The organism is Bacillus sp. EB V-12 (genome assembly GCF_056158125.1).
On sequence record NZ_JBUXJL010000016.1, the window covers coordinates 41,153 to 63,188 of the forward strand.

General features: G+C 33.3%; 14 protein-coding genes and 3 pseudogenes. 2 read left to right on the forward strand and 15 right to left on the reverse strand.

What is annotated here, in order from left to right; genetic code table 11:
- Positions 1 to 705: 705 nt before the first annotated feature.
- The 5 genes from ACZDYH_RS27560 to ACZDYH_RS27580 are packed head-to-tail and all read right to left on the reverse strand — an operon-like array spanning position 706 to position 5,564.
- Entirely contained in the window at positions 706 to 1,455 is a 750-nt protein-coding gene (locus tag ACZDYH_RS27560; protein ID WP_474887653.1) for an ABC transporter ATP-binding protein, read from the reverse strand.
- On the reverse strand, positions 1,446 to 2,261 hold the full coding sequence (locus tag ACZDYH_RS27565; protein ID WP_474887655.1) for an ABC transporter ATP-binding protein: 816 nt from the start codon (positions 2,259 to 2,261) through the stop codon (positions 1,446 to 1,448). Before ACZDYH_RS27565 ends, ACZDYH_RS27560 begins: the two co-directional genes overlap by 10 nt.
- Complete coding sequence (locus tag ACZDYH_RS27570) at positions 2,254 to 3,045, reverse strand: ABC transporter permease (protein WP_474887657.1); 792 nt, start codon at positions 3,043 to 3,045, stop codon at positions 2,254 to 2,256. The genes ACZDYH_RS27565 and ACZDYH_RS27570 overlap by 8 nt, the downstream gene beginning before the upstream one ends.
- A complete protein-coding gene (locus ACZDYH_RS27575) occupies positions 3,042 to 3,986 on the reverse strand; it encodes an ABC transporter permease (protein ID WP_474887659.1) in 945 nt (314 codons plus the stop codon). The genes ACZDYH_RS27570 and ACZDYH_RS27575 overlap by 4 nt, the downstream gene beginning before the upstream one ends.
- Positions 3,987 to 3,989: 3 nt before the next feature.
- A complete protein-coding gene (locus tag ACZDYH_RS27580) occupies positions 3,990 to 5,564 on the reverse strand; it encodes an ABC transporter substrate-binding protein (protein WP_474887660.1) in 1,575 nt (524 codons plus the stop codon).
- Positions 5,565 to 5,666: 102 nt separating this feature from the next.
- Between ACZDYH_RS27580 and ACZDYH_RS27585 the strand changes: the two genes are divergently transcribed.
- Positions 5,667 to 6,416, forward strand: coding sequence for a class I SAM-dependent methyltransferase (locus ACZDYH_RS27585; RefSeq protein ID WP_440606820.1), 750 nt, complete (start codon positions 5,667 to 5,669; stop codon positions 6,414 to 6,416).
- A 163-nt stretch (positions 6,417 to 6,579) separates the two neighbouring features.
- Here ACZDYH_RS27585 and ACZDYH_RS27590 read toward each other — a convergent pair.
- From ACZDYH_RS27590 to ACZDYH_RS27605, 4 genes and pseudogenes are all read right to left on the reverse strand, one after another.
- Positions 6,580 to 7,426, reverse strand: a pseudogene (locus tag ACZDYH_RS27590) (S8 family serine peptidase); the annotation flags it as partial.
- 139 nt (positions 7,427 to 7,565) lie between these two features.
- On the reverse strand, positions 7,566 to 8,645 hold the full coding sequence (locus ACZDYH_RS27595; protein WP_474887663.1) for a sensor histidine kinase: 1,080 nt from the start codon (positions 8,643 to 8,645) through the stop codon (positions 7,566 to 7,568).
- On the reverse strand, positions 8,642 to 9,355 hold the full coding sequence (locus ACZDYH_RS27600) for a response regulator transcription factor (RefSeq protein WP_474887665.1): 714 nt from the start codon (positions 9,353 to 9,355) through the stop codon (positions 8,642 to 8,644). The genes ACZDYH_RS27595 and ACZDYH_RS27600 overlap by 4 nt, the downstream gene beginning before the upstream one ends.
- Before the next feature lie 1,123 nt (positions 9,356 to 10,478).
- Positions 10,479 to 12,734, reverse strand: coding sequence for an N-acetylmuramoyl-L-alanine amidase family protein (locus tag ACZDYH_RS27605; protein WP_474887667.1), 2,256 nt, complete (start codon positions 12,732 to 12,734; stop codon positions 10,479 to 10,481).
- 506 nt (positions 12,735 to 13,240) lie between these two features.
- On the opposite strand from ACZDYH_RS27605, the pseudogene ACZDYH_RS27610 reads away from it, so the two are divergent.
- Positions 13,241 to 13,561 (forward strand): annotated as a pseudogene (locus tag ACZDYH_RS27610) (hypothetical protein); the annotation flags it as partial.
- 624 nt (positions 13,562 to 14,185) lie between these two features.
- On the opposite strand, the gene ACZDYH_RS27615 reads toward ACZDYH_RS27610, so the two are convergent.
- The 6 genes and pseudogenes from ACZDYH_RS27615 to ACZDYH_RS27640 form a co-directional block, all read right to left on the reverse strand.
- The gene (locus tag ACZDYH_RS27615) at positions 14,186 to 14,614 is read right to left on the reverse strand and encodes a hypothetical protein (protein WP_474887668.1); all 429 of its coding nucleotides are present in this window, start codon (positions 14,612 to 14,614) and stop codon (positions 14,186 to 14,188) included.
- Positions 14,615 to 14,710: 96 nt separating this feature from the next.
- Complete coding sequence (locus tag ACZDYH_RS27620) at positions 14,711 to 15,133, reverse strand: hypothetical protein (protein ID WP_474887670.1); 423 nt, start codon at positions 15,131 to 15,133, stop codon at positions 14,711 to 14,713.
- 165 nt (positions 15,134 to 15,298) lie between these two features.
- On the reverse strand, positions 15,299 to 15,616 hold the full coding sequence (locus ACZDYH_RS27625) for a hypothetical protein (protein ID WP_474887672.1): 318 nt from the start codon (positions 15,614 to 15,616) through the stop codon (positions 15,299 to 15,301).
- A gap of 253 nt (positions 15,617 to 15,869) precedes the next feature.
- Positions 15,870 to 16,073, reverse strand: a pseudogene (locus ACZDYH_RS27630) (IS3-like element ISBsp3 family transposase); the annotation flags it as partial.
- Positions 16,074 to 16,278: 205 nt separating this feature from the next.
- Positions 16,279 to 17,427: an S-layer homology domain-containing protein gene (locus ACZDYH_RS27635; protein WP_474887674.1), complete on the reverse strand. Its 1,149-nt coding sequence runs from the start codon at positions 17,425 to 17,427 to the stop codon at positions 16,279 to 16,281.
- Between the two features lie 2,406 nt (positions 17,428 to 19,833).
- Positions 19,834 to 22,036: putative mucin/carbohydrate-binding domain-containing protein (locus ACZDYH_RS27640; protein ID WP_474887676.1), on the reverse strand; the 2,203-nt coding region annotated here is incomplete at its 5' end.

Here is a 22,036-nt window from a genome sequence, read left to right on the forward strand (position 1 = left end):
AAAAACGTTGCAACCGTAAAATCTTCAACGTTCTATCGCCCCACGCTTCTCAAAATTGCGAAAACCAAGCTAAAGTAGTTAGTGTGGTGAGTCAGCGTACAAGATACTTATGTTCTCACCGTAGGGACTGCGGGTAGAGCCTGCTAAGATAACTGGTGGATACATCGGTGTTCGCAGAAATCTCCCACTTCAAACAGTCCGTTAGGACGTTAAGTGGTGAGTAGTTCAAATATGTACATTTGATTAATCACTCCGAGGAAGAGCGCTGCTCAAAGGTGCTCTTTTTATTTTGGCTGGACGGAATGTTTTTCAATATTCCGCAAATGTTATACATAGTCGATAAGCTAGAACTCTTTTACCTGTCCAATCTTTCTTCTCTTTTCTGTATCGAGCAGTTAGCTTATGCTAGCGGCTCTTTCTCTGTATAAATTTCTCAAGAGTTCTGCATACAATATAGTCAGTCCTATCTGATAGGGTTCTGGCCACACTCCTATCAGATATTAGTTACTACTCATAAAATATGGAACCATAATTCACTTCATCATAAATATTAATATATCCATATTTATGAATAAAATTAAAAAATTTGATAATATATAATATTTTAAAATCAGAAAAGAGGGTTGGATACGCCCTCTTTTTTCTTACTTCACATATACATAGACTTCATTTGCAGTTACATGATAAATCATCCTTTTAAATAATTTAGAGAATTCCAGTTGATTCAATTAATTTTTTTGTGTAAGCATCTCTATCTGCATGCATCCACTCCTTTGCTACAAAATAATCAACTATTTTCCCGTCTTTAAGTACCAGGACTACATCACAAAATTCTAAAACAAGCGAAATATCATGTGAAACGAAAATAATTGATAATTGCTGCTCTTTACCAACTCTCTTTAGTAGTTTCATTATTTTTAACTGTGTTGTCATATCAAGGCTAGTAACTGGCTCATCACATACAAGAATTTCTGGATTAGCTAACAATGATCGTGCAATACAAATTCTTTGTGCTTGTCCCCCACTTAATGAATTACTTTTCCTTTTTAAAACGTCAGGTTGTAAATTCACCTCTGCTAATAGTTCCAAAATTTTTTGTTTGCGTTCTTTTTTAGTAAATGAAGTGAAATTAAGCAATGGCTCTTCTAAAATTTGTTGAACAGTCTGCTGAGGGTCCAGTGAGGAAATTGGATTCTGAAAAACCATTTGTAACCTTTTGCTTATCCATTTTCTATCTTTAGCGGTTGCTTTAATTACTCGATTTTGTATTTGTACCTTTCCATTTGTATATGGATGAAAACCGGATATAATTTTTGTCAGTGTACTTTTTCCGCCTCCAGACTCTCCTACAACGCCTAATTTTTGTCCTTTCTTAAGTAGGAAAGAAACACTATCAAGTATCTTTTTTTCTGAGTGTTGAAATGATGCAGAAATATTTTTTACTTCTAAAAGCATTTAGAACCTCCCTCGCTCCCCTGAGAATTAGGGAGGTTATTCCATAAGTCTCTTGTATAACTGTGTTGTGGATTTTCTCTAATGGTAGAAAGCGGTGCTACTTCAATAATTTCACCGTTCTTCATCACTGCCACTTTATCTGCAATTTGGTCCGCTAGGCGTAAATCATGTGTAATAAACAAAATGGACATTTTATATTTTTCTTTTAACTCTAAGAGTTTTCGAATAACTTTTTGTTGGTTAATTGTGTCTAAACCAGTCGTTGGTTCATCAGCAATTAACAAACGAGGCCGTAGTAACAATGCCATACTAATCATGACACGCTGATTCATACCCCCACTTAACTGCGAAGGATAAGCAGCTGCTATTCTTTCGGGATCAGAAAAATTCATTTCCAATAGTTGTTGAAATACTTCTTTCTTTGCTTCTTTTTTTCCTATTGACTTTTTACTTCTTAGCACATCCAACATTTGGTTTCCAATCTTTAAAAACGGATGTAATGCCAGTGTGGGGTGTTGATAAATTAGTGCTATTTCCTCTCCCCTGATTTTCTGCCACTCCTTTTCTGACAGCATTGTCAAATTGTTTTTTTGTTTATCTAACGTTATGACACCATCTACTTTTATTTTTCTCTTGTCTAATAATCCCATTATTGTGCGAGAAGTAATTGATTTACCGCTGCCAGATTCTCCAACTAAACAAAACATCTCCTCTTTGCAAATATGAAAAGAAATATTTTTTACTAGTATATTCTTGCCTGATTTGATGGAAAGTTTCTGCACGTCAAGTAATATATTGTCAGTCAATTACTTTTAGCCCCTTTCCAATAAAATAAAATAACATAACAAAAATGGTAATACAGGAAGCAGGAATCAAAGTAATCCATGGTGCAATCTGGAAATAGCTTTTGCCGTCAAGTATCATGCCACCCCATTCTGGCATTGGTGGTTGCGCTCCTAAACCAAGAAAAGATAGACTAGATATCATCAGAATAATGGTCCCCATATCTAAAAAAAACAGTTCACGAATAAGAGGTAATGTGTTCGGTAACAGATGTCGGTAAATCAATTTGATTCCAAATGTTCCACTTAATTGTGCAGCGAGAATAAACGGTTGATTTCGTGTAACAACCGACACGTTACGTATGATTCTTGCATATTGAACCCACCAGGAAATTAGAACAGCTACTAACGTATTAACAAGCCCTGGGCCAAAAATACCAGTAATGGCAGCAACAAAAAGCAAATTCGGTATAGAACTGAAGGAATCCATAATAGCAGTCATTATAGTATCTATTTTTCTCCCCCATAAACTACTAATAAGTCCAAATAATGTCCCTAAAATAGAAGAAAGTATTAAGACGATGGCCGGAAAAAGCAAAGTATAAGGTGCTCCAATAACAAGTCTAGTTAATATATCTCTCCCTAAATGATCCGTTCCAAACCAATGAAGGGAATTTGGTGGCTGTAATTTCTCTGACGCATTTACTTCATATGGGTTATATGGAGTCAATAAAATCCCTATTATTATTAAAAAGATTAACAAAATAAAACAAGTTATCGGGAGAATCCATGCTGCTTTTTTCATCATTCTCTTCCCCCTTCTTTCCACTTTTGACGTGGGTCTATACATCGTAAAAGCATATCAATTATTAAATAGATAAGCATGGTAAAAAACGCCATTATTAATGTAAACCCTATAATAACTGGATAATCCCTGACAGAAACTGCATGAATAATATAATTCCCTACCCCAGGCCAAGCAAAAATAGTTTCAATCACAATAATCAACCCCCACAAACTACCAATATTAGCAGCTATCACCGTTAAAAATCCATGAATACAAGGCAGATAGAGAGTTCTACTGTATAAAACTACATTTTTTAAACCTCTTGCTCGAGCCGCTTCAAAATAAAGACTTTCTATTACTTCCCCTATGATTTGCCGGAATAATTGCACAAAAACTGCACTAAGGGATAAGCTAGCAGTCACAATAGGGAGAATGAAATGTAACCACGTATCATTACCATATACAGGGGTAATTTTCCAGTGTATAGAAAATATTAATACCAATAACAGTCCAACCAAGTAATTTGGCAGTGATGATAGAAAAATAGATATATTGCCAATCCATTTGTCCCATCTACTTCCGTTATAAAGAGCGGCATAAAAAGAAATGATGATCCCAGCCAACGTTGAAATAGCTAGAGAAGGTCCAGCTAATAAAAGTGTGCCATTTATTCGTGAAAATATTTCTTCTACCACAGGGAGGTTTGATTGGTAAGAAATACCAAAATTGAACCTTATTATTTTCATTGCCCACCCAATATATTGATTAAATAATGACGTATTATGACCAAGTTCTTCTCTTAGATTAGTCAATTCTTCGGTATTTATAATTCCTCCACGCTGTAATAGTATGACCATTTCTGGTGAACCGGGAATTATTCGAACAAGAAAAAACAAAAAAATACTGAGAAAAAATAGAGTTAAAAAAATGATAAATAATCTGTTTACAGCAAAACGCCACATCTTCTATTCTACCCTTTCTAGGTTATTCCAAATGACCGGGTCATCAATGATTGGTCCCCAAGTAAAACCTTTAGTATCAGCACGATGTACAAAGATATCATTTGGATAGAAAAGAGGGACAGTCACTGCATTTGTATTCATATAAGAAAATACTTTATCATATGCTGCCTGACGTTCATCATTAGTCATAGCTTTGCCAGCTTCTATAATATAATTTGACAGATTTTCATCCGTATAAGCTACACCTTTCCCATCGTTTTTTACCACAAATAGGGAATCTAGAAAACCTTGTGGATTAAGACTATCCGCATAGGTTCTATAGATTAATAAGTCATAATCTCGTTTTTTCCATAAATTATTATAATAGGAGGTTGACTCCATGCTATTAAGTAAAATTTCAACTCCGGCTTCTTTCAAATTACTTTGTATAGTTTCTGAAATTTGTTTCCATTCAGGAAATTCTTCTGTTTGGAAAGCTAGCTTAAGCTTTAAAACCTTCCCGTTTTCACCATATCCCGCTTCTTTCAATAATTGTTTCGCTCTATCTAGGTTATAGGTATAACCTGAGTTATTCGATTCTGTCACAAAAGGGACAGTCCTAGCAAATAAACCTTTAGCTGGTAATCCGTTTTTGTCTAATACCTTATCTGCTAAACGCTCTTTATTAATGGCATAATTCAACGCTTGGCGAACTTTAACATCTTGTAAAGCTTCTTTTTGATTATTGATTGCAAGAAAATAACTCATTGTACCCGGTTTGGTTTCTACTTTATAGGCATTATTATCTTTAAATACATTTAAGGCTTGATATGATATCTTGCTCATCTCTCCTCCTGCTATTTGAACGCTTCCTTCTTGCAGTGCTAAAGAACGAGTTTGCGCATCAGGGATAACTTTCCAAATCATCTTTTTATTTTTAAAATTATATTTCCAATAATGTTTATTTGGAGTTAGTACCGTCTCTTTCCCCTTTTTGTGAGAGTCGATTTTCAATGCGCCACTGCCAATCGCTTTTACAAACTTACCATTTGGATCTCCAGCAGGTTCCACAGAATTTGGACTCATTACCCGGAGCGGACGAGCTGCTGTTAACTCATTAAAAATCAAAACACTTGGTTCAGAAAAAGTCATTTTAACAGTATAGTCATCTATTTTTTCCGCACTATCCAAAGTCGCTGCTGTTTTTAACCAAGCATGTTCTTTTTTGCCTTTCCATCTATTAATGGAAAATAGAAGAGCATCTGCATTGAGATTAGATCCATCAGAAAACTTGACATCATTGCGTAAATGAAAAGTATATGTTTTCCCATCTTCCGAAACCTCCCATGATTTAGCCAATGCAGGTTTTATCTCCCCATTTTCTCCGTATTCTACTAAAGGATCATACACCGCAGTATATAATGGCATGGATCCATCATAAGAAGCTGCATCTAATTTATCTGCACCACTATCAGATGTTAGCGCCACTTGAATCGTATCTTTATTTTCCTTAGTTGTAACTTTACTGCCTTCACTGCATCCTGCTAAAACAAAAACTAACAAAACAGTCAACAATGAAGTGATTATCTTTTTATTCATTACAAACCCTCTTTCTAATTTTATATTGCAAATCGTAATGATTACGATTATCATATTAAAGGTGGGTTTAGTTTGTCAATATTTTTTATTAGGAGGAGTAATATGGAAGAAATAAAAAGACATCAAAAATACTGGGACAACAGTGCTGAAATATATGATGGCATTATTCAGGAAGAACTAAGTGGATTTAAAAAAGAAGCGTGGCGACGAATTTTAGAAGAACATATTAGTATGAAAGGTCCTCTTAAAATTTTAGAAATTGGTACTGGTCCAGGTTTCTTTGCTATTTTATTAGCTCAGATGGGACACGAGGTTACTGCTTTAGATTTTTCAGAATATATGATTAAAACTGCAAAAAAAAATGCATTACAATCAGGAGTTTCTGTAAATTTTATTCATGTTTTAGATGCTTCTCCTTTCGATGATATAGAGTCATATGATGTTATTGTTTCACGTAATGTAACTTGGACGCTTCATTATCCGGAAAGAACATACACAGAATGGTATAATTGGTTAAAAAAAGATGGTCAGTTACTAATCTTTGATGCAAATTGGAATATCACATTAGCTAAGAAAATGCATGCCGAAATTTATCAAAACGATATTGAGAAAGCAAAACAATTGGGATTTCCAGTTTATGATGAAAAAATATTATTTAGCGAAGGAGATGCGATTGCTAAAAATTTACCACTCACTTTTGCTATGCGACCAGAATGGGATAAGGCAGTACTATTTCAGTTAGGATTTCGAGATATTCAAACAAGACAAGATTTTCACGAATTAATCTACACAAAAGCTGAGCAAATTGCTTATGCTTCTATACCGCTTTTCTCCATTATTGCTGTTAAATAAACAAAATTCCTTATGATGTGAGTCCTGAAAATGGGATGCACATCATAACATCTAAACTATCTGTTTCTTATATTCTTTTTGAGATAGGTAGTTTAATTTCTCTTGAATTCACACACAATTGTAGTAATGAGTGTATTCTATTACTATCTTTCGCACAGTTGTGTTAGTTACTTTTGTTAGCTTTACTGAGTAGTTCAAAAGTAATCGATACATCTTCTTTTTCTTTTTGGTTTAAATCTTCTCCTGGGAATGTTATAGTTGAGCTTTTGTCCCCGTTACTTGTTCTTTCTTCATCTGGAAATACGAAAGTTGAATTTTCTGCTTCCTTATTTTTTCTACATTCTCTGGAAATGCCATAGAATCATTGGTAGTCAAATCACTTTTAAATCCAAGATTAGACAAGATAGCTTTTAAATCTGGTAAAACCCCTATTTTATCAGATGTTGGATTATTAGATTTCGTTCCTGTATTTGGGTTACTTAAAATAGCTCTTAATTCCTTTGGTGTATACGCCTTACCTAAGTGTTCTTTGGCAATTCCTTGAATAGATACAGCAGCTCCTGCGATTATAGGTGAAGCGCTAGAAGTACCACGAAAATCAGGAGTGTAACGATTTGTTATCTTCTAATCTGTAATCTTATCCCCTGCGCTATTTTGATTTTGATATGTATCTAGTGTATCAACATACTCTCCCCAACCATATACATCAATCCTACTACCATAGTTAGAGAAATCTAAACGTTTATGGGGAACTCTTGCAGTAGATGCACCAACCATAATAGCTCCTGAATCTTTAAAGTCGGGACTATTACGATTGAAAATTCGCTTACCTCCAAAATCTTTAAATTCATCTAAATCATTCCACCATTTCCAGCAGCTTCTATAATAACGATGCCTTTGCGAATTGTGTTGAAAATACTTGAATACACTTCTACTGGTAAAGGTTTATCTCCATATCCAGGATATTTGAAAGATTCTTCTATTAATAGAACATCTCCGGCATGTAATGAAATAAAAATGATATGACCCTAACCTATATAACAATAAAAGCACCCACATGTTTTCTTCTCATAAAATAAAAAACCTCCTGTAACATACTGTTTAATAGTATGTTACAGGAGGAAGTCTTTCATTTCTATAATATAAGTATTACAAAAGTCTTTCAGCAGTCTTATTTTTTTCTGATGTGATGGGAAGAGTAAACCAAAATTCACTTCCTTGTTTGCCGTCTAAACGATCTCTCACACCTATTTCTCCCCTATGCATTTCAATCAATGATTTTGTAATGGCTAGTCCGAGACCGGAACCTCCAGATTGTGAACTTCTTGATTGATCTGTTCTAAAAAAACGTTCAAATACGCGTAGTTGGTCATTTGGAGTAATTCCTTCTCCTTTATCACGCAAAATGAATTGAACTTGTTGCTTTTGCTTATTTTCCTCTAAAATTAGCTGGATTGTTCCAGAGACAGGTGAATACCGGATTGCATTATCTAACAAATTACTAATGACCCGTGCTATTTTACACGGCATAATTAAAAGTCGAGGTAAGGTCTCAGGAACCTCCAATTGTAAATCAATCTGTTTGTTTGCTAAAAAGACAGAATGTGCCTCTAGTACATCCAATAGGACTTTGTCCATATGTATTAAAGTTGGATGAAAATCTACTTGCCCAATTTCTAACTTTGTAAGATCAAATAAGTCATTGATTAATCCACTTAATCTTTTTATTTCTTTTAAAATCGTAACTAAGTACTGATTTCTCATTTCAGGATCTTCAATCAAATTATCTTGTAATGCCTCTATCATCAATTGTATGCTAGCCATAGGTGTTCGTAAGTCGTGTGAAATATTCGTAATGAGCTCTTTACGTGCTTTTTCACCTTCTTCTAACTTAGTAAACCCTTCTTCCAAATTTTTGGCCATCTGTTGGAAGGCTGTTGCTAATTCTTTAAACTCCCGTGGTTCTTTTCCAATTATATATCTCGTTTCAAAATGTCTATCGCTAAATTGTTTCGTTAGTTCAATTAAATTTTGAATGGACCTCATAATAGGGCGTGTCATTAGCCAGTAAATAAACGTTGAAATAATCAGTCCTACAACCGCAATTACTGTTAATAACCGTGTTTGTTCTGGTTCAAGTAACATTTGCGTTTCACTATACCATATAGCAAGTACCAAGATACTGGTACTTAATAAATTCATCAATAACAATTGAATGCGTAATCTCATGTTTCATTTCCTCCATTTGGCTCAAAGCGATATCCTATTCCCCAAACAGTATGAATCCAACGATTCTTTATCGTATGCTTCTCGAGTTTGTCACGTAAACGACTCACTAACACGGTTACTGTGTTTGTGCCCCCTTCATGTTCAAAATCCCAAATAAGTTCAAGAAGTTGCGAACGAGAAAATACCTGTTTTGGATGTTGTGCCATGACATAAAGTGCCTCAAATTCTTTTACCGTTAATTCCACTTTATTTTCACAAACAAGTACACACCTTGTTTTTGGATAAATTTTTAAATTCGGAAATTCTATTACTTCTGATAGGGATTCTTTTACTTGTATCGGTATTTGATTGCCTCTTCTTAGTATAATTTGAACCCTTAATACTAATTCACGAGGTGAAAACGGCTTTGTTACATAATCATCTGCTCCCATTGTTAAACCTAAAATTCGATCTCTTTCCTCTCCCTTAGCAGTTAACATAATAATAGGCACATTTGATTGTTGACGAATTTCCTCACATAATTCCCATCCATCTTTTATTGGCATCATGAGATCTAAAATAATTAAATCTGGTTGATATTGATGAAATACATCCCAGCCCTCCATTCCATTCGTAGCTGTATATACTTCGTATCCTTCTCTTTCTAAATACCGTTTGCATACTTCTAGAATATTTTCTTCATCTTCTACGATTAAAATTCTTTTTTTCATATACAATCCTCTCTTCTTGTTTACCAATCACAAAAGAAATGTTTCTCTTATTTACTTTAATCTAATAAATCTATGGAATTTGGATATACAGATACTATTACTTATAGTATTTCTAAGTTAGAATTCAACACTTTGGTCTTATATTCATTAAAAATTATTTAACGAACTCCCCGAAAGAATTCTCCTTTCTCAAGTGTGTAAAGGGCGTAGCCCAACGATAGGTGGGAGATGAATTTCGGTTTGGCATAGCCAAAAATTTTTGATAAGCTAGCTATATGAAGCTCTTTGATAACTTGATATATGAGGTTTCAGGAAGAAAATAGAGTGCGAAAACCAAGCCATTCGGTTCCCGCGTAAAATATCAACCGTACCAAAAGAGCATCCAAGCGTTGGACACCTAGGGGTAGAACACCCTGAAGTAACGCTCAGGGAGACGAAAGGTTACTTTCGTCGTGGAACTGAGAAGCTCCTACTTCAAGCTTTGCTAAATGGTGATTAGTTCACTGTGATTCTATAATCCAGGTGGTAATTTTAGCATTTAACTACTTGTATGGCTAGATAGAGTCTGTTTATATATCATTCCTAAAAGTATACATACTGGGGGGATTTTCAGTTGGTGGCGTATGGAGTAGAGGTAACAAATGTATAGAAAGCCTGGTTACATTTATAATGATATATGTACTCCCCTATCCATATAGACAGGGGGTACATATATAACATCACTCTTTACTTAATACTTTCTAACTCCCATTTGTGATTATTGCTTGGTGAAGTTGTATTCTCAGGTTTTAAAATATACTCACTAGAAGCTACAACTGTGGCGGTACCATTATCTGCAATAATATTAGCCTATTATTAACTAACTTTTCACCTTGTAATATCCCTTACTAGCAAAGACGAAGGTCATACCACTATTCTTGACTTGTTGTTTCATGGACATTAGAAATGTACTTCTTCACATGGCTAAATTCATAAAAGAATATCAACGCCCACTCTTTAACCTATTTTCTCATTCACTGATTGGAAGACTTGTTTTTAGTTTTTCAGAGTCATATGATCCAGTTAGGTTGAAGAATCTCATTTAGAGAGTCATATTTATAAAAAACAGACTCTTTTTGGATTATTAATAACCTTTGTGTCCATGACTGTCAAATGTATAAGTCTTCCAAACACCTTTCCCATTATTAAGTTCAACAGTAGTGTTTTGATAAATTGAACCATCTTTTTTAGCATAATAAGTAAAGTACCCGTAATAAGGGAAATGGTATCCGCCACCAACAGAGAACCATCCTATCTTAGCTGCTCCAGAATCATCGAAGTAATACCATTTACCATCAATTTCTTGCCATCCCTTTTGCATTTCGCCTTTATCATCAAAGTGGTATATCTTACCGTCATCGTTTTTAAACCCTGTCAGCATAGCATGTCCGTCATTATTAAAATAATATCTTTTTCCGTCAATGGTTTCATGACCATCGAAAGTATAGTGCTGACCATCTTTAAAATGATAATTCTTTCCATCAATTATCTTCCAACCCGAATAGGAACCTCCATCCTCTAAGCTATAATAGTGCATTGTGACCTTTTCAGTTCCATCTGATTGGGGGAAAGATCTCTTTCCAGTGAGTCCTGACTTTCTAACAGAACCGCCTTTCTCAAAGACTACGTGTTTACCGTTAAAAGTAACAGTAGTAGTACTAGCTAATGCTTTCCCATTCAAATCTGAGGCCCTCTCAAGCACGCCTTTGTTGGAAAAGTGAAGAATGACATGTTGGTCTTCTAGACGCATTTCATTCTTTGTAACTGCGAAATTTTTAAAGTGGTAAATTTTACCTTCTATTTCTTTCAGACCCTCTTTAACAAACGCTCCAGAAGCATCAGAATATTGCTCATCTTTCCAGGCTGAACGCTGCAGAACACCAGAATCCTTGAAATGATAGACCTTACCCTCAATCTGTGCATCAGATGAGTTTGACGACACTACTAGGGAGTTAGAATGCGGAGCAAAATAATACGTATTACCTTTAATTTCCTGCCACCCCTTCAAAAGAACTCCTGAAGCATCTGCATAATGATATGCTCCATCTCTTTCTATCCAACTATTCGTTATTAACTTTCCAGAAGCATCGTATGCAGTCCATATAGAACCATCACTTTTATCATTAGCTTTGAACTCTACTCTTCCATCATACTTCTGTCTATCATATTCTTTACCAGGGTACCAGTCTATTAACCAGTTGTGAACTTCATCATTGGTTTTTGCAGTGAAACTAATTCCAGGTCTGAAAGAATTAGCACCATCGTTTTCCTTCCGGAAGCCTTGAATGTATGAATTACTAGTCAGACGTACTCCATTCTTGTTTACCAAATCAAACTGCCATTTATTAAGAAAAGCGGGGGCTGAGACAAGTTCAAATAATTCATCATCACCAATCGAATCGGAATATTGAAGAACATTTCCTTCTTTCCCTGAAAGATATTTTGAACCTGATTTTACCAATACTTTATTACTTCCTTTTTTATAGGGGATAATTTGATAGGATTCACCGTGATTTAGTGAGCCAAATGCTGCTTCAATAGGTGTCTCTAGGGTATTGGTGATCTCTGCGAATACATTACTTGACAGGTTATTAAAATCTGCTTGAGCTGTAGGGTTATTCGTAACATAATTAGAAAGAACTTCTCTACCTACTGGATGTGAAGTCAATGTTGCTACCTTCTTTTGTTCATCTGTTAAATAAGAAAATCGGTCCACCCCTAATCCTTTAAAACCGTCAAGAGAATCTGCTCCAAATTTCTTCTTATAAAATTCGTCAACAAGTAATGTATTTTCACCGGATGTTTTTTCTACGTATATGGTGATACCTTGATTAAGCGCAACCCCGGTTTTTCCTTCATCCAATTGTGCTTTTGTAATGTAAAGAAGATCGTGCTCTGATACAGATTCTGCAAAGGGTTTCAAATCTACAATTGTGCCGGGTTCTGTAATCTTAAGCTGTTGCCCCGATTTTAAGTCTTTAATCTCACTTTTTCCATTTGGATATAGTACTTTAATGGTTCTAGTGAAATTGGAATCTCCTTTCGTATGATGCATAGAAATATTAAATTCCCCAGATTTAAAGTTAGGAGCTCTGTAAGACACATTCTCTGCATAGGGGCCAGTGTAATTAGATAAGTCAGGCTCTCCTACAGATATCCCAAGCTTTTCATATATATCAGCTACAATACCTAATGAAGTAATAGTTACATCCAACACCGTGGCTAAACCTGCGCTAGCTTTGTTCTCTGCAACAGGAGCTACAGAAAAAAGAATACCTAATGCCGCTGTGGCAGGAATTAATTTCTTTCCCATTCTAATTGTATTAAAGGTTTTTTTCATTTTTGTTTCCTCTCTTAGTAGAGTTTAGTGTAAATTGCTGAAATATAATGCTGTTCTTCACTCTCTACGGGTACTTTTTATTAACGACCGATATAACATCTATATCAGTAAATTCATCTTAGTTTAAAAATCTTTCATTTCTCTTTCACAAATGTTACAAAAGTCTTTCGTAAATCCTTTTTTTATTATATATATATATTGTATTTCACTTGGAGGGGAGTTTGAGTGAAACTAATTAGGGTCTTATCAACAAAACGCGGTTGTACAAGTAAATGAAACTCCATACTATTTAGACAAGAAAGTCTAAACTTTCACTTTTAGATATTGGTTGGGACAAAAAACTCTAAACTAAAATTTATTATTATGCAAAATTGCATTTCGATTGTAGTTGATAATCATTATTATTGTAACTATAATGGTTACATGATAGGTGATATACGAAAGTTATTTACGGATTAAACCTAACTGTGCATTTAAATACAATCGGAATGGAGATGTTATAAGGTATGAAAAAAATCATTTTAGCTGGTGCATTAGGAATTGCAGCTCTTGCAGGAACAAATTTACCAGGATTAGAGGTAACCAAAGCAAGTGCAGCTGTTGAATCAAATGTTTCATCAATAGAAGGACGTGTAGTGGAAGTTTCAGGGAATACTATCTATATTGAAGTGAAAGGGTCCAATACGAATATTGATAATACTAATCGTTTTAGTATTACTACAACTAACTTTAATCCCCATGTAAAAGTTGGTGATGATATAAAAGCTACTGGTGCGATGATGCGTAATTTTGAGAGTTATATGATTGCACAGTCTATTGAAAAAGTTCAAGGGACTGATACATTGCATCAGGGAGAATATTTAGAACATGTTTTCGCATACGAATATGAAATAGGATATATTAAAGAAGTAGGTAAATTTCAATCATTAGATTATGTAATCGTTCAATATACTGGAAAAGATGGGATTCAAAAAAAGAATGTTACGGTTTATTTGACAAAAGGACAAAAATTTAATGCAGATGAAAAAGTGAAAGTGCATATGGCGAACGCTGAAAGAAGTAATGAGTGGTCGGTAATGGACGAAATTGAAAAAGTTAATGATTCTCAGGCACAAAGTAACCCTATTTTGAATCGTGAAGTAAATGGCCATGTAACAGGTGAAATTATAGAGGTCGGAAATAAATTTAATGAGTTTAATTACGTAATAGTTCCTTATATGAATCAATATGGTCAAAAAGAAATTATCGAAGTTCGTTTAACTCAAGGACAACAATTTAAACTAGGCGACAAAGTGAAAATTAATATGGAATTGGCTTTGGGACGCGGTAATATCGATGCAGATGTAACCGTTGTAGATAATATTCAAAAAGTAGATGAAACCAACACTCAAGCTTATCAAAATGATCAGTGGGTTTGGTCTTAATTATAATTAGAAATTCAATTTCTCTCTTTAATGTATATACCAATTCAAAAAACCTTGCAAAAATCTTGCAAGGTTTTTTTGTTTATTTAACGGATTATCTTTTGTTTTATTAAAACCTGTGAAAATTTTCTTTTTTATAATACAAAAATCATTTTGTATAGATTCTATAACTTCTACTGTATACATTACTTTTGATACTGACTTTAGATAGCTTGAACGAATGAGGAAGAAATATATATCTTGCATAAATAAAAAACTTATCAAGACTATAGTAGAGCTGCCAAGAACAGATATATTTCTACCAATGCTTGTAGATTTGGATATATGCTGTAATGCCATAAACGCCACACTACTATGAAGCATTGCTATTAATATAGGTAGGAAAAACAAGATCACCATCTGTCTTGTTACAATTCTTTTTAATTCAATTTTACTTAATCCTATTTTTTCAAGCATGTTGAAATATTGATAATCTCGATCTAAATCTGTAAATAAGCGGAACTATAAAAAACTTGTAGAAAAAAAGATACCTACCAGTATACTCATAATTGACTATAGCCCATTTTGTTGCTTCATTTTAGTCCATATTAAGCTAAGAGAATCAAAATAAAAAGATGGATTCCCACTATTTTCATCTGCTTGTATTACCAGGGTTAGTTTTTTTGCAATATCAGTTGTGTGAATCCAGTCTTTGATTATGAAACCATATAAGGTTGATTCTATTGGTGTTTTATATGTCCCTAAAAAGTACTCATTCACGACTTGATTATATATTAAATCTTTTACTACTAATATAGAAGCATGATCCTGTCTTAGTTCTTCAATTTCTACATTCTTTTGAATAGGAAGATTTATATGTAAATTCCCTTGTGTAATTTGCCTATTTTTCTGCTTTTCAATTTCTTCATTACTACCCTTCTTTGCTTTCTTAAATGTTATTATCAAAATTTCTTTATCATTTTTTAAGCTTTCCACTGGAAACTCCAGCTTTTGAACATATTCATTATAATCCGTTAATCTGATTAAGGTCCTTCCATTTTCTGTTGTTATAAACTTTGGAGAAACTAAGATATATTGAAAATGGGCCTTTTCTAGTTGTTTTTTTATTTCAGCTACATGTTTTTCTTCATTTACATTTCCTTAAAATGATACATATTTAAATGCATATGGACTTTTTCCTTCAGCCAATCTAGAATTATCTATCGCGGCGCAAATCCCTATTGCAGTAAATACCATAGCTGAAACAATTGAGACAATAAAGAATGTTTTTGCATTGACTTGTAAACGATATATTAAATCTGAGAATGTTAACAAATTTGTTTTTTTATAAAACAAATTTGATCTTTTCTTAAGTAAACACATTACATAGACACTTAATTGTGTAAAGAAGAAATATGTGCCGATTACAACAAGGGCGACGCTTACTCCAGTCAATATAAGTAATTGATAATCATTCATATAATCTTTTCCGATTGATATTTATAATGTTGCGAAATACCCTAGACCAATCAAAATAATCGATAACACTGTCAATGCAATAGAACTTCTAGGCTCTGGTTTAGGCTTTTCTTCGGATTTTAATAGTTCCACCACTAAGGTTACTTTTACCAACCTAGAAGTAACTATCGAAATTAAAACAAACAAAATTATGAAGGCTGCCCTAGTAATAGTAATTGCTTTAATTGGAAAATAAAATGGCAGTCCATCATTGTTTTGGTTTCTTCTCACCAATCACAGCTAAGTCAAACCCATTCTCTAAAAAGATTTGGCTAGGACCTTTTCCTTGTTGATTTTCTTTTACCGCTCTTATTTTGAAATCTGGACAATAGCTAATCGAACGTTCCGACGCTTTTAATACATTTTTATTTTTTTCTAGCTGTTTCATTTGAATCTCGTCAAAAATAATTTTACTCATTCTCCGTACCTCATTTCTATCGTTGGTTCCATTATAACGAGATTTTTTGATAAAAATACACAAAAACCCCGAATCATGGGGCTTTTTTTAAGTGTCCATGATTCGGGGTACAGTTCACTAGTTAGGTAGAGGTGTGTCTTTTATATAATGCATTTGAGTTGGATTTTTGTATTCTAGTAAACTTTATATTATAAAACAATAAAAATTACTTAGGTTCTACTTGTACTCGCATTACTTTATCAGATTTTGAGTTCATAATTCTAACCCTATAATCTCCTTTTAAATAGTAGTTATTCATAGTATGTTTGTCTACTGCTTCTTGAATTTCTTGATTTAAATTTAATTCAGGAACTAATAAAGTAACCCATTTTTTTGTAAGTTCCACAACTGCCTCATTATTATATAAGGATTTAATTTCAAAATCATTTTCAGCTGGTCCTTCAACAAGGAATTGCCCGCCAATTGAATCTGTTGGAAGATGCATATCCTCATCTAATAACTTAATGCCTAATCCGATATTACTAAATTTCAAATTAGTATTATATTTTTTATTAATATCACGGACTAAACTTTGTGCTTGTTCTGAAATTGAAATTTGAGAAACTTGTAGAATGTTTACTGCAATTTGATTATAAGTAACATCATTTGTCACTAAAGATTTATCTAGGTTTGCTGGTAAGTTAATCTCCGACGTTCTTTCCTTCGTCGCCTCAATTTTCACTTCTGGTTTCACTTCTGGTTTCTCTACTTTATTGATCGCATTATATAAGAACTGCGAATATTGTTCACGAGTTACAATTAATTTAGGTTCAAACATATCATTTCCTGTACCTGCACTTAATTTATTTTCTTGCAGCGCACTGATTGCTTTCGTCGCCCAATAATTTTTATCTACATCTTTAAAATTAGTGGTTGAATTCGCTTTTAATTTAAATGCATTTGCAAGAACTACTGCCATTTGTTCACGAGTTAACATATCATTTGGTCCAAATTTATCATTTCCATATCCAATCATAATTCCTGCTTTTACAATTGCTAAAATTTCTTTTTCAAACATATTACCTTTTATATCTGTAAATGGAGTTTGAAAACTTGTGTCTACATCCTGTGGTTTTAAATAATTGTATAACATTCTCGCTACTTGACCACGTGTTACTTTATCTCCAAATCCAAATTTATTATTTCCATAACCATATACAATTTTTCTATTTGCTAAATCATTAATTGCTTTTTCAGACCAATGATTGACTGGAACATCATTAAATATTTTTTTCTCAGCTTGTACACTGTTCAAAGTCGTTAACGTTGCTGTAGTTATGACAGCACCCGCCAAAATAATTTGTTTAAAATTCATAATTAAATCTCCTTTATTTTATGAAATGGTACTTTATATATTGATTCATCATAAGAACTCCAAGATACAAACGAGGAGCATACTATAACTTTATTTTAGTTCATTAAGATATTACGTTTAATATAAAATTATTCTTTATGTTAATTTCAAGTTCTCCAACTATCCATACGAGATTATGACTAATAAGACTGTACCCTATACAAGTAAAGGCATTTCAGATTGTAATAGTTACACTTACTGTTGTTTTTATATAGATACACATCTTTTGAAAGTTGAAAGTATCAGTATACACAGCTCTTACATAGGAATCACTGTTGCGTAACTAGTATAGTTACTTATATATACGAGTGTCAATCAAAAAAATCTTACATTATTGTAAGGTAACTATGTTAATAATGTAGTGATTAATTATTATATAAGGTGAATAATTAGTCACTTAAATAAATATAATAGTTGTTAAAAATGAATCTAATCTTATGAAACAAAAGGATTCTTAGATTAAATAAAAAAATTTTTCTGTATTAAAATAAGCTACTTTAGTACCAATCTTTATTTTTGGCACTAGATAAAATTGAGAATGTTACAATTGCTATTTACATATATATATCCATTTTTGGATTGGAAGTATCAGTATGAACAGCACTTACAGATGAATCACTATTGTCTATGCGGTTTTCATCAAAAGGCTTACAATCAATTTACTTTCTTACTTTGCGCTTACTGTATTGTATAAAAACTATGTGTATTGTTCACGTGTTACTATATTATTTACTAAAAAATTATCAGTCACATCATCTTATATAATTCCTATTTGTGCTACTATATTACTAGCTTTCTCAAACATATGCCCTTTTGTATCTGTAAATACCCTCTTCTGGTTAGTCGTTTCTTCTAATTTTAATTATTGCTTAACTCCAGAAGCAATTTGTTCACTAGTAACATAGTTTCCAAATCTAAATTGTGATTTCCATATACTTCAAAAATTCCCCACTTCCTTAAATGCAAAATAACTTGCTCTGATCAACGTCTTTTTGGTACATCTTTAAGCCAAGTCTGTTCATCCTCTATTTCATTAATATCCTTTAAATTCTAGATGAACTTGTATGTTTAACAATAAGTTTAATAAACTTACATACCTTAATCACTAATTTTAAATAAATAAATATAATCTGAATTATGAGCAATTCTACATTATATAAATTCATTAAACTATTATTACAGAACTTATGATACGAGAAAGCCCACACAGGACTTTAGTCCGTCTTTAGACGTGGGATGAAAGTATCGTTTTTGCATAGCAAAACATGGTATACTCTATTCATAGTCATGCAAAAGACTTTAAAACGACTGTTCTCTGAAAACAGAATACATATGAGGTTGGGGTAGCAAATTCTTCTACTCCGTAAAATGTATTAAGTCGTCAAGAACAAGACGTAAAAACATTTGAGAACCAACAATCTGTACGGTATGGTCACAGTACCGTAGCCCACGAACCTATATGGTCTGTTGTGGGAGTGGTGATGGCACACCGCAATCTTGCACGTCAGCGATACTAGAAATGGACTTCGCCTTTGGTAGTAAGAATCCCACTGACGTTAGTCAGCTTGCGGCTTTAGCCGTGGGAGTGTCAAACTTACTTATATGAATTACATTATATATTTAGTGCGTTTTTTATCAACAAATCACCTACATATAAACGATAATGAAATTCACTATCGTTATCGGCGCTAATTTTCATCCACACATTTTTTTACAAGGACATAAAATCCTAAGCCTATGGAAAACCTTGTATTCTGTCTTTCATATATATCCGATTGGCAAAAATACTACGTTATTACTGATTAATTACCTTTGAATTTTTGTCTTGGTACAATACTCAGCAGTAGATTGAAATAGTTATATTAACTTGAGAATGAAAGACGAAAAGAGACATGGACTTTACCATGTCTCTTTGTTTAAATTTGTACCTAACCTTTTCTTAGTATATCTTTCCTCACTTCCAGTGAGGCTATGTCCTTCATCATTTTAGCCAAGAAGACGCCCTCCTCAATTTGTATGAAGTTGTGATAACACCAGCAAATAGATGAGAAACTTCTGTCGATTGGTATAAGCCAAAATGTTTGCTACCACATACTTGTACAGATTAATCTTTGTAAACTGAAGATATGAGGTTGGTTTTAGAAATTTCATTGCAATCCTAAAATTTTCAACTTTCTATCGTCCCATATTTGCCGAAGTTGTGAAAACCAAGCTAAAGTAGGAAGCGTAGTGAGACAACGTACAAGACATTTTAATTCTCACCGTATGAACTATGAACAAATCCTACTAAGATAACTGGTGGATACATCAGTATTCACAGGAATCTCCCAATTCAAACGACCTGCAAGATCGTTAAGTGGGAATAGTTCAATGAAGGATGTCTTGATATTTATTCATATAGCTTAATTTATATGGGTCTGGCAAAACATTTATTGCCATCCATAAATGTTTTTTCGCTTCTAATTGTTGCACAGGACTATCTTTTAAACTAGGATTGTTCAGAATCACTGTTGCTGCATTATCAATCCGTTTCATAAGGTCTTCTTCTGGTTTGTTTTGAAGAGAATCATTTTTCAATCCCCATTTTGTCATAATGAAACTGTTTGTTTTAATCGAAGAATTAATGAGCTCGCTTTCACCGGTTAATCTTTTTTTTGTTTCATCATGATAAATCTTGATTTGATAACCTTCTTTTAAAGGGATAACGTCTTTCCCAATTATTACATTTGTTCCTTGCATTTCTTGTGTGTAAATTTTTTCTCCTTTATCATTAAATACTTCAATCGATGCGTATTTTTCTCCTGCATAGTAGCTGTGAGGAGTTTTAGTAGTAATTGTAAAAGTAGCTTGTTGCTGATTCAAATCTGTATTTAATTCAGCAAATTGATTATCTGCTAACCCTAAAAAATTAATGTTCTGGTTAATTAGATTACTCACTTCAATTTTGTTAATATCAATCGATAAAGCGTTATTCTTTTCCTTTACGTAAGCGTAATGTTGTTTGAAACGATACTTTCCATCCTTCCCATCTGGAATATCAACGGTATAAATACCGTTTGGTATATATTGGAATTCGATATTTTCTGTTTCAATCTTTTGCTCTTGAATTACTTTATTTCCTTCTTTTAACTGAATTTTTTCCCCTTTAAAGCTTTCTATATGATCAGTATTCAAATGGATGTTTAAGTTTCCTTTTAACCCTAGTGGAGCTATTTGCTGATTTGTAACCATTTCAAAATTAGAATTGATTAAGATTTCTGGATCTATTATCGCTCTTGCTTCAACTAATTGCGATTCAGGTACTATATCAGCTAATGAGCTAATTGCCTGATAGCCATTTGCTCGGTTCATCTCTGTTTGATTATAATTAAGGTTTAGCCCCCATCTTTCGAAAACAGGTGTAAAATCAAACTGACTATGCTCACTGTAATACTGGTTCATTAAATCTGGTAAAGGATAGTCCCTATTATTGAAACCAGCTTGGCTAGCTAATTTCCGATAACCTTGATACATTTTTGTAAAAGCTTCATTTCCGGCCTTTTGTTTTGCCATAGACAGAAGAATGAGCTTTTGCCTTAAATCTAAATCATCATATTCTTTATTTTCCTTCATTACAGCATTATATAAATTTTTCTCAACGGCTTGTTTTTTCCCAAAATTAAACAACCAACCAACTTGATCTGCTTTCTTGCCGTATTTACTGTATTGATATTGGACACCAAACAAATTATTGGAGACTTCTCCTGTATATATTCCTTGATTATCAAAACCAGCTTGGTAGCCATGCGCAATCTCATGTAACGTTCCCCAACTCATTTCGTCTAACCACATCTTTGTATTATCTGAACTATTCGCTGTCCAATTGGATCCATAGTAGGCACCACCAGCACCATGTAAATCTGCCTTTAAAAAGTAGCGATTATGGCTTTTTTCATTTTCAGGTGTTGAGCCATCCAAACCAATAATCGAATCATACATAGCAAAAATCTCTTCATAATAGTTGATTAATTCATTTAAAGATTGAAAGTCCTTTAAATTTCTTAATAATTCTTTGTCTTGTTTAGGTACAAATAATTGAAAACTTTTTCCTTGAATTAATGCGTATTCTCCATCAGATTGATCCCATGTTTCAAAAAACTGAAAAGCACTTTCTTTTTCCTGATAAATAGGAAGAGGTTTCTGAGATTTTTCACTCTCCACTAGATACTCCAATTTTGCACCATCTTCTTCGTAAGGAGTATCTACAAACGGAACTAAGGGTACATTTGCTTGAACCGTTACCCATTCATTCCCTACTTGAATCGATTTCTCCTCATTTGAATCATTAGATAACAAACGTAATGTTAACTTTTTCTTAAATTGAGGATTTGTCTGTCTTACTTTTAGAAGCGTGTTTTCTTGTAAAATAAAACCTAATTCTTGTCGATCATGGTATTTCCCTTTACTTATTCCGGCCTTAAATATCCAGATTGGCTCTTTCAAACTAAAAATCTCTTTTATATTTGTTTGCTTAACTTCCTTATATCTGTCCTTTTCTACCTTACTTAGATTTTCAACAGGGGCTACTACT

What these genes read in the sequence shown, in the direction of transcription:
- ACZDYH_RS27600 (WP_474887665.1), bottom strand. Translation starts at nt 9,355, where the DNA reads ATGAAAAAAAGAATTTTAATCGTAGAAGATGAAGAAAATATTCTAGAA.
- ACZDYH_RS27605 (WP_474887667.1), bottom strand. Translation starts at nt 12,734, where the DNA reads ATGAAAAAAACCTTTAATACAATTAGAATGGGAAAGAAATTAATTCCT.
- ACZDYH_RS27580 (WP_474887660.1), bottom strand. Translation starts at nt 5,564, where the DNA reads ATGAATAAAAAGATAATCACTTCATTGTTGACTGTTTTGTTAGTTTTT.
- ACZDYH_RS27570 (WP_474887657.1), bottom strand. Translation starts at nt 3,045, where the DNA reads ATGATGAAAAAAGCAGCATGGATTCTCCCGATAACTTGTTTTATTTTG.
- ACZDYH_RS27560 (WP_474887653.1), bottom strand. Translation starts at nt 1,455, where the DNA reads ATGCTTTTAGAAGTAAAAAATATTTCTGCATCATTTCAACACTCAGAA.
- ACZDYH_RS27575 (WP_474887659.1), bottom strand. Translation starts at nt 3,986, where the DNA reads ATGTGGCGTTTTGCTGTAAACAGATTATTTATCATTTTTTTAACTCTA.
- ACZDYH_RS27585 (WP_440606820.1), top strand. Translation starts at nt 5,667, where the DNA reads ATGGAAGAAATAAAAAGACATCAAAAATACTGGGACAACAGTGCTGAA.
- ACZDYH_RS27625 (WP_474887672.1), bottom strand. Translation starts at nt 15,616, where the DNA reads ATGAATGATTATCAATTACTTATATTGACTGGAGTAAGCGTCGCCCTT.
- ACZDYH_RS27615 (WP_474887668.1), bottom strand. Translation starts at nt 14,614, where the DNA reads ATGCTTGAAAAAATAGGATTAAGTAAAATTGAATTAAAAAGAATTGTA.
- ACZDYH_RS27595 (WP_474887663.1), bottom strand. Translation starts at nt 8,645, where the DNA reads ATGAGATTACGCATTCAATTGTTATTGATGAATTTATTAAGTACCAGT.
- ACZDYH_RS27635 (WP_474887674.1), bottom strand. Translation starts at nt 17,427, where the DNA reads ATGAATTTTAAACAAATTATTTTGGCGGGTGCTGTCATAACTACAGCA.